At 70.6% G+C, this 21,706-nt stretch carries 21 protein-coding genes and 1 tRNA gene; 14 read left to right on the top strand and 8 right to left on the bottom strand.

Features of this window, described 5'->3' with window-relative positions; all coding sequences use genetic code 11:
* Positions 1-107: 107 nt before the first annotated feature.
* Positions 108-1,127, top strand: a complete 1,020-nt coding sequence (locus DJ021_RS03260) for a 2'-deoxycytidine 5'-triphosphate deaminase (RefSeq protein WP_111456180.1) — start codon at positions 108-110, stop codon at positions 1,125-1,127.
* A 27-nt stretch (positions 1,128-1,154) separates the two neighbouring features.
* Positions 1,155-2,039: a TraB/GumN family protein gene (locus tag DJ021_RS03255; RefSeq protein WP_111456179.1), complete on the top strand. Its 885-nt coding sequence runs from the start codon at positions 1,155-1,157 to the stop codon at positions 2,037-2,039.
* Positions 2,040-2,198: 159 nt separating this feature from the next.
* Here DJ021_RS03255 and DJ021_RS03250 read toward each other — a convergent pair whose 3' ends face one another.
* The 3 genes from DJ021_RS03250 to DJ021_RS03240 all read right to left on the bottom strand — a co-directional run bounded on the left by DJ021_RS03250 (position 2,199) and on the right by DJ021_RS03240 (position 4,799).
* Entirely contained in the window at positions 2,199-2,783 is a 585-nt protein-coding gene (locus DJ021_RS03250; protein ID WP_111458955.1) for an HD domain-containing protein, read from the bottom strand.
* Positions 2,784-2,850: 67 nt separating this feature from the next.
* Positions 2,851-4,032, bottom strand: coding sequence for a kynureninase/PvdN C-terminal domain-containing protein (locus tag DJ021_RS03245; protein ID WP_111456178.1), 1,182 nt, complete (start codon positions 4,030-4,032; stop codon positions 2,851-2,853).
* Positions 4,008-4,799, bottom strand: coding sequence for a tryptophan 2,3-dioxygenase (locus DJ021_RS03240; protein WP_111456177.1), 792 nt, complete (start codon positions 4,797-4,799; stop codon positions 4,008-4,010). Before DJ021_RS03240 ends, DJ021_RS03245 begins: the two co-directional genes overlap by 25 nt.
* A 109-nt stretch (positions 4,800-4,908) precedes the next feature.
* Between DJ021_RS03240 and DJ021_RS03235 the strand changes: the two genes are divergently transcribed.
* From DJ021_RS03235 to DJ021_RS03215, 5 genes are all read left to right on the top strand, one after another.
* Positions 4,909-4,983 (top strand) — tRNA-Gly (locus DJ021_RS03235).
* Between the two features lie 167 nt (positions 4,984-5,150).
* Positions 5,151-5,726: an RNA polymerase sigma factor gene (locus tag DJ021_RS03230; RefSeq protein ID WP_111456176.1), complete on the top strand. Its 576-nt coding sequence runs from the start codon at positions 5,151-5,153 to the stop codon at positions 5,724-5,726.
* A 38-nt stretch (positions 5,727-5,764) separates the two neighbouring features.
* Complete coding sequence (locus DJ021_RS03225) at positions 5,765-6,889, top strand: FecR family protein (protein ID WP_165837093.1); 1,125 nt, start codon at positions 5,765-5,767, stop codon at positions 6,887-6,889.
* Positions 6,890-7,114: 225 nt separating this feature from the next.
* Positions 7,115-10,249, top strand: coding sequence for a TonB-dependent receptor (locus DJ021_RS03220; protein WP_165837092.1), 3,135 nt, complete (start codon positions 7,115-7,117; stop codon positions 10,247-10,249).
* 89 nt (positions 10,250-10,338) lie between these two features.
* A complete protein-coding gene (locus DJ021_RS03215; protein WP_111456173.1) occupies positions 10,339-10,626 on the top strand; it encodes a hypothetical protein in 288 nt (95 codons plus the stop codon).
* Positions 10,627-10,636: 10 nt separating this feature from the next.
* Here the strand turns inward: DJ021_RS03215 and DJ021_RS03210 are convergent, their stop codons facing one another.
* Positions 10,637-11,101: an Lrp/AsnC family transcriptional regulator gene (locus tag DJ021_RS03210; RefSeq protein WP_111456172.1), complete on the bottom strand. Its 465-nt coding sequence runs from the start codon at positions 11,099-11,101 to the stop codon at positions 10,637-10,639.
* A 131-nt stretch (positions 11,102-11,232) separates the two neighbouring features.
* On the opposite strand from DJ021_RS03210, the gene ald reads away from it, so the two are divergent.
* A complete protein-coding gene (gene ald / locus DJ021_RS03205) occupies positions 11,233-12,321 on the top strand; it encodes an alanine dehydrogenase (RefSeq protein WP_111456171.1) in 1,089 nt (362 codons plus the stop codon).
* A gap of 9 nt (positions 12,322-12,330) precedes the next feature.
* Here ald and DJ021_RS03200 read toward each other — a convergent pair whose 3' ends face one another.
* Positions 12,331-12,639: a hypothetical protein gene (locus DJ021_RS03200; RefSeq protein ID WP_111456170.1), complete on the bottom strand. Its 309-nt coding sequence runs from the start codon at positions 12,637-12,639 to the stop codon at positions 12,331-12,333.
* Between the two features lie 133 nt (positions 12,640-12,772).
* Between DJ021_RS03200 and DJ021_RS03195 the strand changes: the two genes are divergently transcribed.
* From DJ021_RS03195 to DJ021_RS03175, 5 genes are all read left to right on the top strand, one after another.
* Complete coding sequence (locus DJ021_RS03195; protein ID WP_111456169.1) at positions 12,773-12,973, top strand: hypothetical protein; 201 nt, start codon at positions 12,773-12,775, stop codon at positions 12,971-12,973.
* Positions 12,974-13,148: 175 nt separating this feature from the next.
* A complete protein-coding gene (locus DJ021_RS03190) occupies positions 13,149-14,666 on the top strand; it encodes an OpgD/OpgG family glucan biosynthesis protein (protein WP_207801756.1) in 1,518 nt (505 codons plus the stop codon).
* Positions 14,663-16,612 (top strand): glucans biosynthesis glucosyltransferase MdoH, encoded by a 1,950-nt coding sequence (gene mdoH, locus DJ021_RS03185; RefSeq protein ID WP_207801755.1) that lies wholly within the window; start codon positions 14,663-14,665, stop codon positions 16,610-16,612. The genes DJ021_RS03190 and mdoH overlap by 4 nt, the downstream gene beginning before the upstream one ends.
* 68 nt (positions 16,613-16,680) lie before the next feature.
* On the top strand, positions 16,681-17,514 hold the full coding sequence (locus DJ021_RS03180; RefSeq protein ID WP_111456166.1) for an LOG family protein: 834 nt from the start codon (positions 16,681-16,683) through the stop codon (positions 17,512-17,514).
* A complete protein-coding gene (locus DJ021_RS03175) occupies positions 17,514-17,981 on the top strand; it encodes an NUDIX hydrolase (RefSeq protein ID WP_111456165.1) in 468 nt (155 codons plus the stop codon). The genes DJ021_RS03180 and DJ021_RS03175 overlap by 1 nt, the downstream gene beginning before the upstream one ends.
* Here the strand turns inward: DJ021_RS03175 and DJ021_RS03170 are convergent.
* Entirely contained in the window at positions 17,978-18,223 is a 246-nt protein-coding gene (locus DJ021_RS03170; protein ID WP_111456164.1) for a hypothetical protein, read from the bottom strand. The genes DJ021_RS03175 and DJ021_RS03170 overlap by 4 nt on opposite strands.
* Before the next feature lie 248 nt (positions 18,224-18,471).
* On the opposite strand from DJ021_RS03170, the gene DJ021_RS03165 reads away from it, so the two are divergent.
* The gene (locus DJ021_RS03165) at positions 18,472-18,708 is read left to right on the top strand and encodes a DUF6356 family protein (protein ID WP_111456163.1); all 237 of its coding nucleotides are present in this window, start codon (positions 18,472-18,474) and stop codon (positions 18,706-18,708) included.
* Between the two features lie 4 nt (positions 18,709-18,712).
* On the opposite strand, the gene DJ021_RS03160 is transcribed toward DJ021_RS03165, so the two are convergent.
* Positions 18,713-20,842 carry a M13 family metallopeptidase gene (locus tag DJ021_RS03160; RefSeq protein ID WP_111456162.1) on the bottom strand — a complete coding sequence of 710 codons (2,130 nt, stop codon included), beginning with the start codon at positions 20,840-20,842 and terminating at the stop codon, positions 18,713-18,715.
* 103 nt (positions 20,843-20,945) lie between these two features.
* Positions 20,946-21,626: a Crp/Fnr family transcriptional regulator gene (locus tag DJ021_RS03155; protein WP_243625889.1), complete on the bottom strand. Its 681-nt coding sequence runs from the start codon at positions 21,624-21,626 to the stop codon at positions 20,946-20,948.
* Positions 21,627-21,706 lie beyond the last annotated feature (80 nt).

Below are 21,706 nucleotides of genomic sequence, written 5' to 3'. Positions count from 1 at the left end.
AGGAGGCGCATGAACGGCAGCCGTTCCCAGGCGTCAAGCGCCGCTTTCCTCCAAGCGGCGCCAGATCGCTTGCAAGACTCAGGTTCTCGATTAAGTGTTCGCCGCCCATGAGCGACAACAACCGCCCGGGCATCCTGCCCAACCAGTCCATCGAAACCCTGATCGCGCAGGGCTCGATCCTTTCCGAAGACCGGTTCGACGCCGACCAGGTGCAACCGGCCAGCCTCGACCTGCGTCTGGGCTCCCGGTGCTGGCGTGTACGCGCCTCGTTCCTGCCGGGCCGCCACACGGTCGCCGAGCGCATCCGCGACGTGGCGATGCACGAGCTCGACCTCTCCAAGGGCGCGGTGCTGGAGCGCGGCTGCGTCTACATCGCCGAGCTGCAGGAGAGCCTGGCCCTGCCGCCGGGCGTCTCCGCCCGCGCCAACCCGAAGAGCTCCACCGGCCGCGTCGATGTCTTCGTGCGCCTGCTCTCCGACCGCGGTCCGGCCTTCGACGACGTGGCCGAGGGCTACGCCGGGCCCACCTACATCGAGATCGCGCCGCAGACCTTCTCGGTGCTGGTGCGCCGCGGCACCCGGCTCAACCAGCTGCGCCTGAAGCGCGGCGCGCCCGAGCGGCTGCGGATCGAGAACGTCGGCGTCGACCTCTCCGACGGCATCGCCGGCTTCCGCGCGCGCCGCCACGCCGGGGTCATCGACCTCGACTTCGTCGACGGCCACGATCCGCGCAACTTCTGGGAGCCGCTGCTGCCGCGCGGCGGCGAGCTGCTGCTGGACCCGGGTGAATTCTACATCCTGGCCTCCAAGCAGGCGGTGGAGATCCCGGTGCTGGAGGCCGCCGAGATGACCCCGATCGATCCCTCGGTCGGCGAGTTCCGGGTCCACTACGCCGGCTTCTTCGATCCCGGCTTCGGCACCGACGAGGCCCACGGCAAGGGCTCGCGCGGGGTGCTGGAGGTCCGCAGCCACGAAACCCCCTTCATCCTGGAGGACGGCCAGACCGTCGCCCGCCTGGTCTACGAGCCGCTGACCGAGCGGCCTACTCGCCTTTATGGCGACCTCGGGTCGCATTACCAGCGACAGGGTTTGAAGCTATCCAAGCACTTCAGAGCCTGGGGCGAGTAGCGCCCGGCCTTCCATCGGGAGGGGCGTGTGAGCTGGTTTCGAAGGATCGCAATCGGGGGGTTCGCGGTCCTGCTCTGGGGGCTGGGGTTAGCTGGCGCGGCCGATGCCGCGCCGGCGCTCTGGGTCGTCAAGGGCGCCAATTCCGAGATCTACCTGTTCGGTACGCTGCATGCGCTGGAGCCCGGCGCGCAGTGGCGGACGCCCGCCTATGACGCCGCCTACGCCCGGGCCACGACGGTCTGGTTCGAGGCCGACCTGCAGGGCGGCGATCCGCAGACGGTCGGCCGCATCCTCGCCCGCTACGGCGTCGATCCCACGCGGCGGCTGAGCGAGAAGCTGCCGCCCGACCAGGTCCAGGCGCTGGGCCGGCAGGTGGACCTCGCCCGCATCGACCATCTGCGTCCCTGGGCCGCGGCCATGATGCTGTCCATGCAGCCGATGCTGAGCCGCGGGGCCAGCGTCGAGGCCGGCGCCGACCTCACCATGACCCGCGCCGCCCGTGGCGCCGCCAAGACCGTGCGCACCTTCGAGACCCTGGAGGACCAGGCCCGCCTGTTCGCCGGCCTCTCCGAGCCGGTCGAGCTGCGCTACCTCAGCGACGTGATCCGCGAACGCGGCGCCCCGCGGCGGCTGACCCTGCATCCGGGCGAGGGCTCGCTGGAGCAGGCCTGGCTGGCCGGCGACATGGGGCGGCTCGGCCCCCGGCTGATCGGCGACATGCGCGCCGAGAACCCCGACTTCTACGAAGCCCTGCTGAAGCGCCGCAACCTCGCCTGGGCCGACGCCCTGACCAGGGAGCTGGCCGACCCCGGCGTCGAGCTGGTCAACGTCGGCGCCCTGCACATGGTCGGCCCCGACGGCCTGCCGGCGCTGATGGCGGCGCGGGGCTTTACCGTCGAGCGGGTGCAGTGACTAGCTCCTCCCCCGTAGAACGGGGGAGGGGGACCATGCCCCACAGAGGGCATGGTGGAGGGGGCGCGGGTTCGCACGGTGCGGTCGCTCGCCCCCTCCGTCACGCCCTCTGCGGGGCGCGCCACCTCCCCCGTCGTCTGCGCGACAGGGGAGGAGCGATCAGTCCGCCTTGTAGATCGACTGCTTCGGCGCGGCGAGCACGCGGCGCAGCATCGGCTCGAAGGCCTCCAGCGGCATGGACTCGTAGTCGGGATCGAACGAGTTCTGGTCGTAGAGGTGGCAGAACTGCGCGCAGTACTCGAAGTGCGGGTGGCCGCGGTACTGGTCGCGCAGGTCGCGGTCCAAGCCCAGGTAATGGAAGAAGTAATAGCCCTGGAAGATGCCGTGCTTGTCCATCATCCAGTGGTTCTGTTCCGACACGTAGGGCCGCAGGATCACCGCGCCCACCTCGGCATGGTTGGCCGGGCCCAGGATGTCGCCGATGTCGTGGATCAGGGCGCAGACCACGTATTCCTCGTCGCGGCCGTCCTTGAAGGCGCGGGTGGCGGTCTGCAGCGAGTGCTCCAGCCGGTCCACGGAGAAGCCGCCGTGGTCGCCCTTCAGCATGTTCAGGTGCGACAGGATCCGGTCGGGCAGCTCGGTGCGGTGCGGGGCGGCGGCGCGGACGATCGCCATCCAGTCTTCCTGCGTGCCCTCGGTCATCGCCGTGAACCGGGCGCGGTCGAGCGTCTCGCCGTCGGCCATCTCGGCCTCCTTCATACAGCTGTTCGAACCGATGGTGCGGCCGGGCGCGGCCGGCGTCAACGCGAACTCACAGCGCCCGGCAGGCGGCGCAGAACCGCTCGAGGTCGGCCGCCTCGTGATAGAGCGACAGCCCCACCCGCAGCACGTCGTCGCGCACGTCGGTGACCACCTCGGCGGCCATCAGCGCCGCCTTCCAGGCCTGGGCCTCGGGATGGCGGAAGGCCAGGAACCGAGCGTGCGGCCGCCCGTCCAGCGGATTGAGCAGTTCCGCCTCGGCCAGCCGCCCGGCCGCTCCGGCCGCGATGCGCGCCACCAGGCCCTCCTGCAGCGCCGCGACGTGCGCCGCGATCGCCGCGGTCGTCAGCCCCTCGCGCTCCAGCATCCGCCCCGCCGCCACGAATCGGTAGAGGCCGGACGGGTCGAAGGTCGAACCCAGGAACCGGGTGGCGTCGCGGGCGTAGCCGACGCCGCCCGCCGGCCCCTCCAGCTCGCCGAACTCCGCGTACCAGCCGCTCACCGCCGGCCGCGGGGCGAAGCCCGGCGGGGCGTGCAGGAAGGCCGCGCCTTCCCCGGCCATGGCGTACTTGTAGCCGCCGGCCAGGTAGAAGCAGCGGTCGGCGACGGCCGCCAGGTCGGTCGGGACGGCGCGAAAGCCGTGGTAACCGTCCACCACCAGCCACGGTCCCTGCGGCCGCGACAGCTCGGCCAGCGCCCAGACGTCTTCGAACACCGCCCCGGTGCGGAAGAACACCTGGCTGACGAAGATCAGGTCGAAGCCGCCCGAGCGGGCGCGCGCAGCGAACCGCTGCGGGAAGGTGGCGAACGGCTCGGCGGCCACCAGCTCCAGCGCGACCGCGCCGGTCTCCGCCCAGCGCGCGGCCTGGCGGCGGAAGGAATGGAACTCGCCGTCGCTGGCCAGCACCCGCACCGGCCGCCCCTCCACCGCCGACACCAGCGCCACCAGGAGGCTGTGGGTGTTGGGCGCGAACACCACGCTCTGCGGCGACGGCAGGCCGAGCTCGCGCGCCACCAGGCCCTGGGCGGCCGGCCAGACCTCGCCCAGCGCCTTGTCCCACTTGCGGTCGGCCAGCCGCGCGGCGTCCTCCCAGGCTTCGACCTGGGCGTCATAGGTGGCGTCGGGCCACAGGTGGTGGCTGTGCGCGGCCATGTGCAGCCGCCCGGGCGCCGCCGCCAGCGCCCGCGAGAACAGCCGCTTGAAGTCGCTCAAAGCCGCGTCCTCAGCGACCACAGCTCGGGGAAGCAGCGCCGCGTCAGCGTCTTCTGCAGGTAGCCGACCCCCTCCGTGCCGCCGGTGCCGGGCCGCCCGCCGATGATCCGCTCCACGGACAGCACGTGCTTGTGGCGCCAGGTGAGCAGGGCGTCGTCCAGGTCCACCAGCTTCTCCGCCAGCTGGTAGAGCTCCCAGTATTTCGCCGTGTCGCGGTAGACCGCCAGCCAGGCGTCCTCCACCGCGGGCGACGGCCGGTAGGGCTGGCTGACGTCGCGGTTCAGCACCTCGTCGGGGATCGCCAGCCCGTGCCGCGGCATCTGGGCGATGGCGTCGTCGTAGAGGCTGGGCGCGTGCAGCGCCGCGGTCAGCTGCGCCAGCGCCTCCGGCCGCTCGGCGTGGAAGCGCAGGAAGCTCTCGTCCTTCAGCCCCAGCAGGTATTCCAGGGTCCGGAACTGGTGCGACTGGAAGCCGGAGCTGGTCCCCAGCGTCTCACGGAAGCTCAGGTAGTCGGCCGGCGTCATGGTCGCCAGCACGTCCCACGACAGGGTCATGATGGTCTGGATGCGGCTGACCCGCGCCAGCGCCTTGTAGGCCGGCTCCAGGGTCCCGGCGACCACCAGCCGCTTGGCCAGGCTCACCTCGTGGATGATCTCCTTGAGCCACAGCTCCTTGGCCTGGTGGATGACGATGAACAGCATCTCGTCGTGGCGGTCGCTCTGCGGCCGCTGGGCGGCGAGCAAGTCGTCGAGCGCCAGGTAGCGCGCGTAGGTGAGGGGTTCGGACATGGCCGCGAGCCTAGGCCCAAGCCCCGGCTCGATGAAGCCCGCGCCGACCCCTTGGCCCCGGCCGCCGGCGCCGCTATGTTCCGCCCCCGGCCGCCCCGCGCGGTCCGGCGCGGCCGTAGTTCAGAGGTAGAACGTCAGCTTCCCAAGCTGAATGTCGGGGGTTCGATTCCCCCCGGCCGCTCCAGTTTTTTCGGATTTGGCCGAGCCGGCCGGCTCGCATGTTGCCGAGCGGCGCGCTCCAGCAACACCTGCAGCGAATTTCGCCGGGATTCTGTCGTTATCCATTTCCTGTTTTGAAGCCTGGAACGTCTTAGGTTCGAGCGAGCGAACTCTCGCGACAAGGGCGGGCGAATGTCCAATCGGGCTGAACCGAAAATCGGCAAGCTGGAGGCGGAAGCCGATAGTCCGTCCGGCGGCGACCGCCCTGCGCCCGGTTTGGTCGAACGCCTGTTCCGCGAGCACAACGAAACCCTGCTCCGGTTCCTGCGGGCGCGCCTGAGAAGCGACGCGGACGCGCGCGAAGCCGCCCAGGAAGCCTATGTACGCCTGCTTCAGTTGGACCGGTCCGACCAGCCGTCGTTCCTGCGCGCCTACCTCTTCAGGATCGCGTCCAACGTCGCGACCGACATGTTGCGCCGCAAAGGCCTGCAGGCGCGCTTCCCGGCCGGGGAGGAACAGCCGCCTTCGGGCGCGGGCGCGCAGGAGGCGGCCCTGGCCGCGCGTCAGCAGCTGCATCTGGTGCAGGCGGCGCTCAATGAACTGCCGCCGCGCTGCCGCCAGGCGTTCCTGCTGCGCCGCCAGGAGGATCTCGCGACCGCCCAGATCGGCGAGCGTCTGGGGGTCAGCGACAGGATGGTCAGATTGTATCTCGCGCGTGCGATCGAGCACGTTCAGCAAGCGCTTGATCGCGAAGACAGACGGGCATGAGTGCGATGAAGGCATTTTTCACCCGGCCGCAGATCGATGTGGACGCCCGCGCGCGCGAATGGTTCGTCAGCCTGCTCCAGGAAGATGTCGGGCGCGAGGATCTGCTGGCGTGGGGCGAGTGGCTGGAGGCGGACGAAAGCCATCGTGCGGCGTACGAGCGGGTGGAAGCGGCTTGGGCGCTGATGCAGTCGGCCGAGGTCGAGGCACCGACCGCCGAGGAACTGGCGCTCGACCGCTATAGCGTCAGCCTGTCCGTGGGCCGTTGGCGCAAGGCGCAGCGAGGCGCGCTCAGGCTGATCTCGCCGGTCGCCGCCGCCCTGGGCGCCGTCCTGCTCCTGGCCGTGGCCGGCGGCTTGTGGAGCGACGCCCGTATCCATCCAAGCCAGCAATTCAAGACCCAGCGGGCGGAGCACATGGAGGCCCAGCTGGCGGACGGCTCGCACGTCCGCCTCGGCGCCATGACCACCCTGAAGGTGGCCTTCGAGGGTCATCGAAGGACCGTGGGGCTCAATGCAGGCGAAGCGCTGTTCCAGGTCGCCCATGACCGCCAGCGTCCCTTCGTGGTGCATACGCCGCTTGGCGAGTTCACCGCGGTCGGGACGGCGTTCGACGTCAATATCGAAAGCCGCGCGGTCACCCTGACCGTGACCGAGGGCATCGTGTCGGTCGCCCCCGACCCGAACCTCGATGCGGTGCGCGAGGATCCGGCAGCCAGGTCGGCGATCCAGATCCACGCCGGCCAGCGCCTGAGGATGGAGCGCGACGGCGCCCGCCTCATCCTGGCCATGAGCGACGATCCGGGTGGCGCGGCCTGGACCTCAGGCCGGCTTGAATACCGCAACGCCAGCCTGCGCTCGGTGATCGACGACGTGAACCGCTATGCGACCACCCCGATCGTCATGGCCGACGCCGACCTGGCGAACCTGCAATATACCGGAACGGTCCAGCTGCAGGCCGCCGACACCTGGGTCCTGGGCTTGCCGGTGGCCTTCCCCCTGACTGTGGAACTCAGCAACGACGGTCAGTTCGTGTTGCGCCGCAAGACCCCGGCCTCTGTTCCGATCATGAGGTCCTCGTGGTCGGCGACGCCCGGGCCGCAGGCGCCCGGGCCGCAGGCGTGGCTCCCTGCCATTCAAGGCCGCGGACGGTCGTCGCGCGGTTAGCGGCGGGCCGCTGGGCGGGGTGATCCGCCCAAGTGCGGAGCTGCGGAAAGTTGAAAATTCGACTTCCGCAAAGCTTGACCAAAACGTCTTACAACCAACGGACCCCCCATGTGGTTCCGAAAAACAGAAGAGGGAGGGAACATGGCTCGTCGTGCGATGCTGTGCGGGGTTGCGGCTGTTGGGGTTTTCCTGGTTTCGAGCCCGGCTCTAAGCGCCACCCAGAAGGTGAATTTCGACGCGCAGCAGGAATTCCAGATTCCCGGCCAGTCTCTCGACACGGCGTTGCTGCTCTACTCCCGCGAGTCGGGCCTGCAGATCATTTCGTCCGCTCCTGTGGTGGCCAACAGGATGGCGCAGCCGCTGCGCGGCAGGATGACGCCGCGCGAAGCGCTGAGCGCCCTGCTCAAGGGTTCCGAGCTCTCGTTCGTGGTGTCGGGCAGCACCGTCACCATCGTTCCGATGTCGCCGAAGCGCTCGTCGCCGATCGTGCCGATCGCCATGCAAGCCCACGACGGCGTGGCCCAGGCCGGGGCCTTCGAGGGGGGCTCTGCGCCTGCAGCCGCGCCCGGCTCGGTCGAGAAGCGGGATGACGGCGATTCCGACGACAGCGGCGGCGAACTCAGCTCGGTGACGGTGACCGGAAGCCGCATCATCCGCGATGGCTACGAAGCTCCGTCGCCGATCACCGTCGCCTCGGTCGCCGACCTCCAGCTCACCACGCCGTCCAACATCCCCGACGCCCTGAACAAGCTGCCGGAGTTCACCGGCTCGATCACGCAAAACAGCAACAGCAACAGCACCACGGGGGTGAACGGCAACTTCCTGAACCTGCGCGGGCTCGGGCCGGCGCGCACCCTGGTCCTGATGGACGGGCACCGCATTCCGCCGACCAGCTACAACGGCACGGTCGACACCAACACCTTGCCGCAGATGCTGACCCAGCGGGTGGAAGTGGTCACCGGCGGCGCCTCGGCGATCTATGGCTCGGACGCCGTCGGCGGCGTGGTCAACTTCATCCTCGATACGAAGTTCACCGGGGTCAAAGGCGTCCTCCAGGGCGGCGTATCGACCTATGGCGACGCGCCCTCGTCGCGGGCTGGCTTTGCCGTGGGCGCTCCGGTGTTCGGCGCGGGCCATGTGCTTTTCAGCTACCAGCACTCCACGCAAGACGGCCTGGATCAGTCCGCCCGCAGCTTCGCCTCCTCCGATCAGGGCTATACCGGCGCGGGCACCGCCGCCAATCCCTACACCTTGCAGAACAACCTGCGGCTGGCGACCACGGCCTTCGGCGGGTACATCACCAGCGGACCGCTGAAGGGCCAGCAGTTCGTCGGCGCCGGGACGCTGGCGCCCTTCACCCCCGGGGTGGCCACCGGATCCCCGACCCTCCAGGTCGGCGGCGACGGCGCCTACTACTACAACATGCAGATGCTCAAGCCGCTGCAGACCGATCAGCTCTTCGGTCGCTTCGACTATGACCTCGGCCATGGCGTCTCGGCCTACGCCCAGGTCAGCGCCGGATTTTCTCAGACCAACTTCACATCCTCTTCGGTTGTCCTGAACACCACGGTCTACGGCAACAACGCCTATCTGCCGACCAGCGTCCAGGCGCTCATCGGACCGAACGGCAGCTTCGGCATGAGCTCGCTCCTGCAGGACCTCGCCCTCGATGGACAGGTGCAGCAGAACACGCAGGACATCACCGCGTCCGCCGGCGTGAAGGGCAAGTTCCTGAACGACGCCTTCACGTGGGATGTCTACTACGCGCACGGCGACGGCAGGACCCACTCGGTCAGCATCAACAACATCAACACCTCGCACCTCTACGCCGCCCTGGACGCCGTGCAGACCCCCACCGGCATCGCCTGCCGGGTCAGCACCACCTCTTCGGCCTCGCACTATCCTGGCTGCGTGCCCCTCAACATCTTCGGCGTCGGCAACGAGTCTCCCGCGGCGCTGAGCTATATTTTCCAGAACACGTCCTGGACGGCCCGCAACCAGATGGACGACGTGTCGGCGACCGTCACCGGTACGGCGTTCAACAACTGGGCTGGCCCGGTTTCCGTGGCGTCCAACGTCGAATGGCGCAGCATGCGCCTGGACGAGACCACGAGCGCCGATCCGGGCGTCCCGCCCACCCTCACCGGCCTGCGGGCGACCTGGAGCACGGCGGCGTCTCCCTTCGGGAAAGCGCCGCTCCCCACCAACCCGTTCCTGTACGGCACCGTCGCGCCGCAGCACGGCGAGGAATCGGTGTGGGAAGTCAGCCTCGAAACCCTGGTTCCCCTGCTCAAGGACCAGCCGTTCGCCAAGAGTTTGGATTTGGACGCCGCGGTTCGTTACACCGACTATAGCGTCACGGGATCGGCGAAGACCTGGAAGGTCGGCTTGAGCTACCAGCCGATCACGGACCTGCGCTTCCGGGCCACGCAGTCGCACGACATCCGCGCGCCGAACCTTTACGAGCTGTTCCAGGCGGCGACGTTCGGTTCCGTGACCATCACCGACCCGCACACCGGCTTGACCGGGGCGGTGACGAGCGAGCAGGTCGGCAACCCCGATCTGAAGCCCGAGGTGGCCGACACCATCACCGCCGGCGCGGTCTATTCGCCGGCGTGGCTGCCTCGGTTCCGGGTTTCCGTCGATTACTATCACATCAACATCGCCAACGTGGTCGCCACCACGACGGGCCTCGGGGGCAGTCCCACAACGGCGCTGGCCAACTGCGAGACTTCGGGCGGGACCTCCTCGCAGTGCCTGGCCATCGTCCGGCCGCTGCCGTTCAGCAACACCACGGCGGCCAACTTCCCGACCCTGATCCTCACCGAAAGCATCAATCTTTCGAGGCAGTTGAACGAGGGGATCGATGTCGAGGCCAGCTACGGGTTCGACCTGGCGCGGATTCACGAGAGCCTGCCCGGCGCCCTCGATATGCGGCTGATCATCAACTATGCGCCGCAGCAGCTGATCGTCACAAACCCGGGCGCGACCCCGACGAACGCGGCCGGCAACGGCATCGCGACCGGCCGGGCCACGGCCATGCTCAACTATGACCTGGGCGCGTTCAAGGCCTCCTGGCAGACGACCTATTCGGGTCCCCACCACCAAGGCACCGGCGTGCTGGGCCAGGTGTTCGCCGGCGACAACTATCCGGCCATGGTCACCCACGACCTGGGCCTGACGTATCGCTTCGAGAGCGGCGGCCGCAAACTGCAAGCCTTCCTCTCCGTCAACAACATCTTCAACAAGGCTCCTGCGATCTCGCCGCTCGCCCCGACGAACGCGCCCGGCCAGACGAGCCCGGCGGTCGGGGACACCAGGGGCCGCTACTTCACCACCGGCATCCGGTTCAACTTCTGACGGACGACCCGCGCCGGAGCGCTGGCTGCGTCGGGCGAGGGACGCCTGACGCGGCCGGGCTCGCACCCCTCGACCCAAAGGAGATCCGAATGAAGATCGGCATGCTGGTATTGCTCGCGGCCCTGGCCGGCCCTGGCCTGGCGAGTGCGCAGGACGCGCCGCACGGCCCCGAGACGCCGGAACAGCTCGCCGTTCGCGCCGAGGTCACCAAACTCTGCGCGGCCGACATGCAGACGATCTGCGGCGGCCAGACCGGCCGCGCCGGGCGCGCCTGCCTGGATCAGAATCCGACCAAGGTGACGCCGGCGTGCAAGGCGGCGCTGGACAAGCTGCCGAAGGCGCCCGCCCGGCCCGGCGCCCCGACGCCGAAGCCCTGAAGACCCGCGGTCAGGGACCGGTCGGAAGGTCGGTGCGCCGCACCACCTGGCGCATGGCGATGGACGACGTCACCCGCGCGACGCCGGCCAAGCGCGTCAGGCGGGTGGAGTGGATGCGTTCCAGGTCGTCGACGTCGCGCGCCACGATGCGCACCAGATAGTCGGCCGAGCCGGTCATCAGGTAGCATTCCATCACCTCCGGCGTGGCGGCGATCTCGCGCTCGAAGGCCTTGAGCGCCGCCTCGGACTGGGACTCCAGGGTGATGGTGACGAAGATGTTCAGCGGCAGGCCCACCGCCTGCTGGCTGACGATCGCGGCGTAGCGCTCGATGGCGCCGCCGGCCTCCAGCCGTCGCACGCGGCGCAGGCAACTGGACTCCGAAAGGTTGGCCTGCTGCGACAGCTCGACGTTGGTGGCGCGGCCGTCCCGCTGCAGCGCCCTCAGGAGGATCCAGTCGGTGCGATCGAGCCTCATCGCGGTTTCTTCTGTTTGCCGGCCGACAGATGCAGGATTCCGTCAAGTCTAGCTCGGCGGGTCCGGAGAATGAAGCCTCCTTGCAGGCGATCGGTCCTACCCTTGCGCCTTCACGCTTCTGGAGGCTGCACGTGCGGATCGGCGTTCCCAAGGAAATCAAGACCCTCGAGTTTCGCGTCGCGGCCACGCCCGGCGTCGTCCACCGCCTGGTGGCGGAGGGGCACGAGGTGTTCGTCGAAAGCGGCGCCGGGGCCGGGGTCGGCCTCGGCGACGCGGCCTACGCCGAGGCCGGGGCCACCGTGCTGCCGACCGCCGAGGCGGTGTTCGAAGCCGCCGACCTGATCGTCAAGGTGAAGGAGCCGCAGGCGGTCGAGATCGCCCGGCTGAAACCGCGCCACACCCTGTTCACCTACCTGCACCTGGCCGCCGATCCGGACCAGGCCAAGGGGCTGATGGCCTCGGGCTGCACGGCCATCGCCTACGAGACCATCGTCGGACCGCGCGGCGGCCTGCCGCTGCTGGCGCCGATGAGCCAGGTCGCCGGCCGGATGGCCGTTGACGTGGGCGCGGTCGCCCTGCTGCGGCCGGGCGGCGGCCGCGGCATGCTGCTCGGCGGCGCGCCGGGCGTGCCGCCGGCCAAGGTGGTGATCCTCGGCGGCGGCGTCGCCGGCAAGCACGCTGCGGAGATGGCCATCGGTCACCGGGCCGACGTCACCCTGTTCGACATCTCGGCCCCGCGCCTGGAGGAGTTGGACGACCAGTTCGACGGCCGGCTGAAGACCGCCTTCTCCACCCCGGACGCGGTGCGCGAGGCGGTGATCGACGCCGATCTGGTCATCGGTTGCGTGCTGATCCCGGGCGCGGCGGCGCCCAAGCTGGTGAAGCGCGCCGACCTGGCGAAGATGAAGCCCGGTGCGGTGCTGGTCGACGTCGCCATCGACCAGGGCGGCTGCTTCGAGACCAGCCGGCCGACCACCCATGCCGATCCCACCTATGTGGTCGACGGCGTGATCCACTACTGCGTCGCCAACATGCCGGGCGCGGCGCCCCTGACCTCGACCTATGCGCTGGGCGCGGCGACCGCCCCCTATCTGATGGCGCTGGCCAACAAGGGCGTCGACCAGGCGTTCGCCGACGATCCGGGCCTAGCCGCCGGCCTCAACGTCGCCGGCGGGCGCGTCACCTACGCCGCCGTCAGCGAGGCGCTGGGCCTGGGCTGAGGGCCGGCGTCACTCCGCGTCGAGGGGCTGACCGAAGGCGTTGGGGGGTTCGTCGGCGTTGGGGGCCGCGCTCGGCGTCGAGGCTTCCGGCCCGGGGTCCTGCGGCTGCCGTTCGGTGAGGAACTCGACCGCGCGCTTGGCGATCTCCGCGCCGGCCAGGCGGATGCGCTGGCACTCCTGGCCGACCGTTTCGCCGTAGTCGTGCTCGAAGGGGATCTGGTGGACCGACACCGTCGCGCCGCTGGGCACGTGCCTGAGCGTGACGCCGGCGTGCCCGGCGCGGTTGGCGTGGCAGCCGAGAATCTCGAATTCCGGCATCTGGGCTCCCTGGGTCTGGCGGTATCCGGAATCAACGCCATTGGGGACAAAGCGTTCGCGGGCGGCTGCGTTAACTATGCAGAAGGGCCGACTCACCTCTCCTAGGCGCAGGGGCGCCAAGCGAGTGAATGCGATGCCTGATGCTACCTACGTCGCCTTCGTTCCGACCGCCAAGCGGGACGAACTGCGCAAGATCCTGGAGACCGAGGACACCGGCCCGCTGGCCTGGCGCGAGCAGCGCAGCTGGTTCGGCAGCGAGTTCTACTTCTCGGGACCGCCGGTCCTGGCCCGCAAGGCCCAGGCCTACGTCTCCCAGTGGGTGCTGTCGCACTAGACCTCGGCCGACCTGCGTCCCTATCGGGCGCCACAGCCGGCGGGCGCCCGCACGCGACCCGATCCGGCGATTTTCGGCCGCCGCCGTCATAGGACCGCGGCCTTGCCTTGCTTTCGCCCCAACCACGATGAAATCGGTCTGATCGCGCGACGTCCCCCAGCCTGCCGGAAGACGCGTGCCCCGAGGACTGCCTCTGAGCAAGCGGACTTCTGATCTTCCCAGCCGCCGCCAGGTGATCGCCGCCCTGCCGTTGGTCGCGGCGGCAGGCGTCGCGGCCGCGGCGCCGCGGCCGTTCGGCGACGACGCCGTGCAGGCGCTCGCCCAGGATCTCGCCCGCCAGCCCTACCGCGCCCCGGCGCCCGACCTGCCGCCGGTCCTGGGCAAGCTCGACTACGACGCCTACCGCGACATCCGCTTCGATCCCGCCCGGGCGCTGTGGAAGGCCGAGCGGCTGCCCTTCCAGCTGCAGTTTTTCCATCGCGGCGGCCTGTTCCACGACCGGGTGGACCTCTACGAGCTGCATGACGGCCAGGTCACGCCGATCGCCTATTCTTCGGACCAGTTCGTCTTCAAGCACGGCGCGCCGACGGGCCTGCCGCCGAGCCTCGGCTTCGCCGGCTTCCGCATCCACGCACCTATCAACCGCGCGTCGTATTTCGACGAGGTCGCCGTCTTCCTGGGCGCCACCTACTTCCGGGCGGTGGCGCGGGGCATGCTCTATGGGCTCTCGGGCCGCGGGCTGGCGATCGGGACGGGAGAGGCCGAGGAGTTCCCGGCCTTCCGCGCCTTCTGGATCGAGCGGCCGGGCGCCGGCGCCAGGAGCCTGACCGTCCTGGCGCTCATGGATAGCCAAAGCTGCGCCGGCGCCTTCCGGTTCGTGATCACGCCCGGCGACACCACCACCTTCGACGTCACGGCGCGGATCTTCCCGCGCCGGGCGATCGCCAACGCCGGCATCGCGCCGCTCACCAGCATGTTCCTGTTCTCCGGCGACGGCGGCCGGCGGTTCGACGACTTCCGCCCACAGGTCCACGACTCCGACGGCCTCGCGGTCGCCGAGGCCGGCGGCGCGCGCGCCTGGCGGCCGCTCGTCAATCCGGCCGCGGTGCAGACCAGCGCCATCCCGGCCCGGACCGCACAGGGCTTCGGCCTGCAGCAACGCGAGCAGCGGTTCGAAGCCTACCAGGACCTGGAGGCGCACTACGAGCAGCGCCCGAGCCTGTGGGTGGAACCGTGCGGCGACTGGGGGGCGGGCGAGGTGCGGCTGGTGGAGCTGCCGTCGAACACCGAGACCGAGGACAACATCGCCGCCTTCTGGACGCCCGCCGCGCCGCTGCGCGCCGGGACGCCCGCGACCTTCGCCTACCGCCTGCACTGGGGTCCGCCGGCGCCGCCCGGCGTGCTGGCCCGTGTGGTCCGGACCCGGTCGGGAGCGGGCGTCGTCGCCGGCCGCCGACGGTTCGTGGTGGATTACGACCTGCCCCGCGGCGTTTCGGTCGAGGGCCTCACCGTCCAGGCGACGACCTCCTCGGGCCAGTTGCGGGAGGTGGTGCTGCACCCCAATCCGCAGACCGGCGGCGCGCGGCTGAGCTTCGAGCTCGAGCCCGCCGGCCCCCGCACCGACCTGCGCGCGGTGCTGCTGAAATCCGGAACCCCCTGCTCGGAGGCCTGGCTCTACCGATGGTCCGCGTGACCCCCCGTTCCGCCGTCCCGACCTGGAAGTCCCGGCCCAGCCCGGCGTTGCGCACCCTGCCGCCGCGCCGGCCGCTGGAGATGCCGGTCCAGAGCCTGGGCGCGGACGCCCCGGCCCGGCCGCAGGGGCGGCTGACAGGGCACGGCGGCGGGCCGCGGCTGGCGATGATCGGCTTCACCGCGGCCTCCACCTGGGGCGCCACCGCGGTGATGGCCCGCCTGCTGGATCCGGGCGGCTTCACGCTGGCCGACCGGGTCATGCTGGGGCTGTTCCCGCTGCTGTTCGCCTTCGTGGCCTTCGCCTTCGCCAGCGCGGTGGCGGGCTTCTGGCTGATCTGGCGGGCCCGCGACCTGGAACCCTGGCGGCCGCAGCCGATCATCTTCACCCGCACCGCGCTCCTGATGCCGACCTACAACGAGGATCCCGGCCGCATCCTGGCGGGAGTGCAGGCGATCTACGAGGACCTGGAGGCGCGCGGCGTCGCCGAGCTCTACGACATCTTCGTGCTGTCCGACACGCGTGACGGGACGATCGCCCAGCGCGAGGTCACCGGCGTCCTGCGACTGCGGTTACGGCTGCAGGCCGCCGACCGGATCTTCTACCGCCGCCGGGCCCTCAACCTCGACCGCAAGGCCGGCAACATCGCCGACTGGGTGGCGAAGTTCGGGGCCGGCTACGAGTCGATGATCATCCTCGACGCCGACAGCCTGATGAGCGGCGACACCATCGTGCGCCTCACCGCGGCGATGGAGCGCGACCCCAAGGTCGGGCTGATCCAGACCCTGCCGACCATCGTCGGCGCCGCCACCCTGTTCGGCCGCCTGCAGCAGTTCGCCGGCCGCATCTACGGACCGCTGATCGCGCAGGGCCAGGCCTGGTGGTCGGGCGACGAGGGCAACTACTGGGGCCACAACGCCATCCTGCGGACGCGGGCCTTCGCCGCCTGCGCCGGCCTGCCGCATATCGACGGCGAGGGGGCGTTCAGCGGCCACATCATGAGCCACGACTTCGTCGAGGCCGCCCTGCTGCGCCGCGGCGGCTGGGCGGTGCGGATGGCGCCGGCCCTGGCGGGCAGCTTCGAGGAGACCCCGCCGTCGCTGATCGACATGGCGGTGCGCGATCGCCGCTGGTGCCAGGGCAACCTGCAGCACAGCGCCGTGCTGCCGGCCCGCGGCCTGCACTGGGTCAGCCGACTGCACCTGGCGCGCGGCATCCTGGCCTATCTCAACGCCCCGCTGTGGCTGGGCTTCCTGGGGCTCGGCGCGGTGATCTGGGCGCAGCAGCAGGAGGCCGAGCACGTGGTCGACGTGCCGCTGGCGGCGGCCCTGTTCGGCCTCACCATGGCCCTGCTGCTGGCGCCGAAGCTGCTCGGCGGCCTGCTGGCGGTGCGCAGCGCCCGGGCCCGGCGCGCCCACGCCGGCGGCCTCCGGCTGGGGCTCGGCGTCGCCGCCGAGATCGTGCTGTCGGCCCTGATGGCGCCGGTGCTGATGCTGATGCAGACCCGGGCGGTGATCGAGGTGCTGCGCGGTCGCCATTCCGGCTGGGCGGCGCAGGACCGCGACGACGGCCGCCTGACGTTCCGGGACGCGCTGACCCGTCACGGCGTCCACACCCTGCTGGGCCTCGCCTGGGCGGCGACGGCTTGGCGCCTCGACCCGGCGCTGCTCGCCTGGACGGCGCCGGTCAGCCTCGGCCTCGCCTTGGCTATTCCCCTCTCCATGCTCACCTCGCGGGCGGACCTGGGGCGACTGGCGCGGCGCCTCGGCCTGTTCCTCACGCCGGAGGAGATCGCGCCGCCCGAGGTGGTGACCCGGGCCGGCCAGCTGCGCGCCCTGTACGCCGCCGAGGCCGCGGCGCGCACCGAGATCGACCGGCTGTTCCGCGCCGCCGTGCCGATCTACGCCATCGCCGCGCCGAGCCGGCGCCGGCTCGCCCTCTCGGCCTGAGGGCTCGTGGCCGAGGCCTTTCCGCGCTAGGCAGCGGGCTGACGCGCCGCCCGCGGGAGCCCGAGACGATGTCCGCAGCCAACTCCGACCCGGCCGACAACGCCGCCCAGCTCGACTCGCCGTCCTTTCGGCTGGCGGCCCTGGACCAGGACTTCCTGCTCGGCGACTCCATGCGCGGCGCGCGCTTCCTGCTGGAGTTCTCGAAGGCCGACGAGGCGCTTCGGACCTGGGGCGTGCGCTCCACCCTGGTGGTGTTCGGCAGCGCCCGCGTGCGCGAGGACGGACCCGGGCGCCAGCCGCAGTGGTACGCCGCGGCGCGTGAGTTCGCGGCCCTGGCCTCGCGCCGCGGCGGCGCGCTGCTGGACGACGGGGCGACCCGCGACAACGTCATCGTCACCGGCGGCGGGCCGGGGATCATGGAGGCCGCCAACCGCGGCGCGGCGGAGGCCGGCGCGCCATCGATCGGCCTGAACATCCGCCTGCCGCACGAGCAGGAGCCGAACGCCTTCTCCACCCCCGAGCTCACCCTGCGGTTCCACTACTTCGCCATGCGCAAGATGCACTTCGCCATGCGCGCGAACGCCCTGGTGGCCTTCCCCGGCGGGTTCGGCACCTTCGACGAGCTGTTCGAGATCCTCACCCTGCGCCAGACCGGCCGCATGGCTGCGATCCCGGTGGTGCTGTTCGACGAGACCTACTGGCGCGCGGTGATCAACTTCGACGCCCTGGTCGAGGCCGGCATGGTGGAGCGCGCCGACCTGGAGCTGTTCCGCTTCGCCGAGACGCCGCAGGGGCTGTGGTCGACGCTGATCGAGGCCGGCTTGAAGGTCGACGCGCCCAGCGGCGGCGCCCTGCGCGACGCCCCGCCGCCGGCCGGCCCTGCGCCGGAGCGGCTCGGCTGATGTCTGCGCCGGTCAGCGCCGGCGTGCTGGTCTGGCGGCGCGGCGCCGAGGGGCCGCAGGTCCTGCTGGTCCATCCTGGCGGCCCGTTCTGGCGCGGCAAGGACGCCGCCGCCTGGTCGATCCCCAAGGGCCTGGTGGAGGCCGACGAGGACAACCGCGCCGCCGCCGTCCGCGAGTTCGCGGAGGAGGTCGGCCAGCCGGTCGCCGGCGACTTCGTCGAGCTTACCCCCTGTCGGACGCCGGGCGGCAAGTGGGTCCACGCCTGGCTGGTCGAGGCCGACCTCGACCTCACCGCCCTGCGCAGCAACACCTTCGAGCTGGAGTGGCCGAAGGGCTCGGGGCGGATGCAGGCGTTCCCGGAGGTCGACCAGGCCGCCTACTTCACCGCCGAGGAGGCGCGGGCGCGCATCCACAAGGGCCAGCGGCCGATCCTCGAGGAGGCGCTGCGCCGGATCGCCGAGGGCTAGCCCGGCTTGCGGTGGGCCTGGTCGTAGGCGACGAACTCCGGCCCGTTGATCTTGCCGTCGTGGTCCGCATCGGCCTTGGCGAAGTCCGCGGCGGGCAGGCCGTAGGCGACCCACTCGGCCTTGTCGATGCGGTCGTCGTGGTTGGTGTCGGCGGGGTGGATGAAGCGGCCCTCGGCGGCCTGGGCGCTGGCCGCCACCGCCAGGAGGGCGGCCGCGACGGCGATGGATCCGAACCTGTTCATGCAGGCCTCCGCTGGTGTCTGGGTCGGGCAGGCTCGCCGCCCTTCGTGGCCAGAACGGGGCAGGGCGGCGCGGCGCTGATTCGGCGGCGGGAGCCCCGCCAAGGCGGTTGGAGAATCCCATTCTCCCGACAGCGCTTTTCGGAGGCCTCAGCTTCTGCGAGGCCGCGGCGACGCTTCGATCTGGACAATGATTTTCCCGCCGGCTGCGGCATCCTGTTCCCAGTTGTTCCGAGTATAGGGCGGTCACGATGCGGGCCTTCACGCAACACCCGGCGAGCGTCGGCGAGAGCTATTTCCAGCACCTGGGCTCGGCGTGGGGCTTCGCCTTCTGCATGGCGGCGGGGGCGGCGGCCTGCCTGCTGCACGGCCTGTTCCCGTTCGCCTTCCAGAAGAGCGGCAGCCGGCGGATCTGCGACCTGCACGAGCGGATGGTCGCCAACCGCCGCCGCCACGAGGACGGCGGCCGGCCGGCGCAGTCGGCCTAGCCGGCTACCAGATCTTCACCCGCTGCTCGGGCGCGACGTAGAGCTTGTCGCCCGGCTTGACGTCGAAGGCGTCGTACCAGCCCGCCACGTTGCGGATCGTGCCGTTCACCCGGAACTCGGCCGGCGAGTGGGGATCGGTGACCACCTGCTGGCGCAGCGCCTCCTCGCGGGCCTTCTGGCGCCACACCTGCGCCCAGCCGAGGAACACCCGCTGCTCGCCGGTCAGGCCGTCGATCACCGGCGCCGGCTTGCCATGCAGCGAGGCGTGGTAGGCGTCGAGCGCCAGGGACAGGCCGCCCATGTCGCCGATGTTCTCGCCCATGGTCAGGTGGCCGTTGACGTGGCTGCCGGCCACCGGCTCGAAGGCCGAGTACTGGGCGCCCAGCCGGTCGGACTGGACCTTGAACTTGGTGGCGTCGGCGGCGGTCCACCAGTCGCGCAGCACGCCGTCGCCGTCGGACTTGCGGCCCTGGTCGTCGAAGCCGTGGCTGATCTCGTGGCCGATCACGCCGCCGATGCCGCCGTAGTTCACCGCCGGGTCGGCGTCGGGATCGAAGAACGGCGCCTGCAGGATGGCGGCCGGGAAGACGATCTCGTTGTTCACCGAGTTGTAGTAGGCGTTCACCGTCTGGGGCGTCATGCCCCACTCCTGCTTGTCCACCGGCCCGTTCAGCCGCGCCACGTCGCGCCGCCACTCGTAGGCGGTGGAGCGGAGCGTGTTGCCGTACGGGTCGTCGGCCTTGATCACCAGCGGGCCGTAGTCGCGCCACTTCACCGGATAGCCGATCTTCACGGTGAACTTGGAGAGCTTCTCCAGCGCCTTGGCGCGGGTGTCGGCGCCCATCCAGTCGAGCGTCTCGATGCGGGCGTGCAGCGCGGTGCGGATGTCGCCCACCAGGGCGTCCATCTTGGCCTTGGATTCCGGCGGGAAGTAGCGGCCAACGTAGATGCGGCCGACCGACTCGCCGAGCTGGTTGTTGACCACCGCCACGGCGCGCTTCCAGCGGGGCTTCTGCTCCGGCTGGCCGGCCAGGGTCTTGGAGCGGAACTCGTAGCTGGCGTCGGCGAAGGCCCTCGACAGGTAGGGCGCGGCGTCGTCGGCCACGTGGAAGGCCTCCCAGGCCTTGAGGGTGTCGAGCGGCGTCTCGGCGTAGATCCGGGCGATCTTCGGGAAAGCGGTGTTGGTGGTCACCACCACCCGCTCGACCTTCGGCAGCTCGGAGGCGGCGAGGTAGCGTTTCCAGTCGTAGCCCGGCGACAGCGCCTGCAGGTCGGCCACCGTGCCGGGGTTGTAGGTCTTGTCGCGGTCGCGCCGCTCGGCCCGGGTCCAGGTCGCCTCGGCGACGCGGGTCTCGAAGTCGACGATGGCCTTGGCGTGGGCGGCCGGGTCGGGCCAGCCGGCGAGCGTCAGCATCTGCTGCACATAGGCCTGGTACTTGGCCTTCTTCTCCGCGAACCCGGCCTGCAGGTAGTAGTCGCGGTCCGGCAGGCCGAGGCCGCCGGTGGAGGCGTAGACCGCGTAGCGCTGCGGGTTCTTGGCGTCGGCGCGGATGCCCAGCTCGAGCAGGGATGCGAAGCCCGAGACGTTGGAGCGGCCCATCAGGCCGGTGAATTCGTCCTTGGTCTTCACCTGGCGGATCTGCGCCAGTTCCGGGGCGATCGGCTGGGCGCCCAGCTTCTCGGCCAGGGTCTCGTCCATGAAGGCGCGGTAGGCGGCGCCGATCTTGGCGGCGTCGCGGTCCTGGATCTTGCCGGCGGCGGCGTCCTCGATGATCGCCCGGCTGCGGGCTTCCGACAGCACGGTCAGCTTGTCGAAGTTGCCGAACCGGCTGCGGTCGGAGGGGATCTCGGTCCGAGCGTCCCAGGCGCCGTTGGCGAACCGGTAGAAGTCGTCGCCGGGCTTCACCGCCTTGTCCATGCCCGAGGCGTCGAAGCCCCAGGTCCCGTACTTCGGCGAGGTCAGCGCCGCGGCCTCGCCGCCGCCTGTCGCGGGCGTGTCGACCGCGTCGAACAGCGTCTGGGCCACGCAGGCGGCGTCGACGCAGTCGTGCGCCTCGTGCGCCTGGGCGGCGGTGACGCCAAGGGCGGCGACGGCCGCGGCGGCAAGCAGGAAATTTCGGCTGGCGCGGTTCATTGGGTTCTCAGGCGTCCGTTCCACGAGGTTTGCGGGCGCTTCGTGCCCCCCCCCTGTAACAAAGGTGGATTTTCGACCCGGCCGCAACTGCCGATTTCGTGGCTCAACCGTCGGCGGGCAGCAGCCGCTCGTAGGTCCGGTGGATGACGCCGTAGCACTCGCAGGTCAGCGCCTCGAGGCCCGCCCGGTCGATGATGTCCACGACCCCGCGGCGATAACGGATGACGCCCTTCTCCTGCAGGCTGCGGGCGACGGCGGTCACCGTGGTCCGCTGCACGCCCAGCATGTCGGCGAGGAATTCCTGGGTCAGCGCCACCGTGTCGGTGGAGATGCGGTCGTGGCAGGTGAGCAGCCAGCGGCAGAACCGGGCCTCCACCGAATGCAGGGCGTTGCAGGCGACCGACTGGATGGCGTGGCCGAACAGCGCCTCGTTGTGGCGGTCGATCAGGTCGCGGATGCGCGGGCTCTTCTCCCAGGCCTCGTGCAGGGCGGCGGCGCTGATCCGGCAGGCCCTCACCGGGGTCTGCACGATGGCCCGCGACAGCGACTGGCGCGGGGCCACGGCGGCCATCAGGCCGAGCGCTCCCTCGCGCCCGATGGTGGCGCTCTCGATCGCCGCGCCGTTCTCCATCAGCGTCATCAGCGAGATGACCCCGTCGAGCGGGAAGTAGACGGCGTCGATCCGGTCGCCCGGATCGTACAGCAGCCGACCACGCTCGAGGTCGACCTGCGCTAGATTCGGCGCGACGAGCCCGAAGTCCTCAGGCGGAAGGGAGACGAGCAAGCGGTTTTGCAACGCGGGATGGAGCCTCTGCATCGGGGAATCGAAACGTCGCCGTGGGGCGGAGGTTTCAAGTTATCGAT

The organism is Phenylobacterium hankyongense, from assembly GCF_003254505.1.
Taxonomy (GTDB): domain Bacteria; phylum Pseudomonadota; class Alphaproteobacteria; order Caulobacterales; family Caulobacteraceae; genus Phenylobacterium; species Phenylobacterium hankyongense.
Note: the sequence above shows the minus strand (reverse complement) of the source record. Positions and strands in the feature narration are given on the sequence as shown.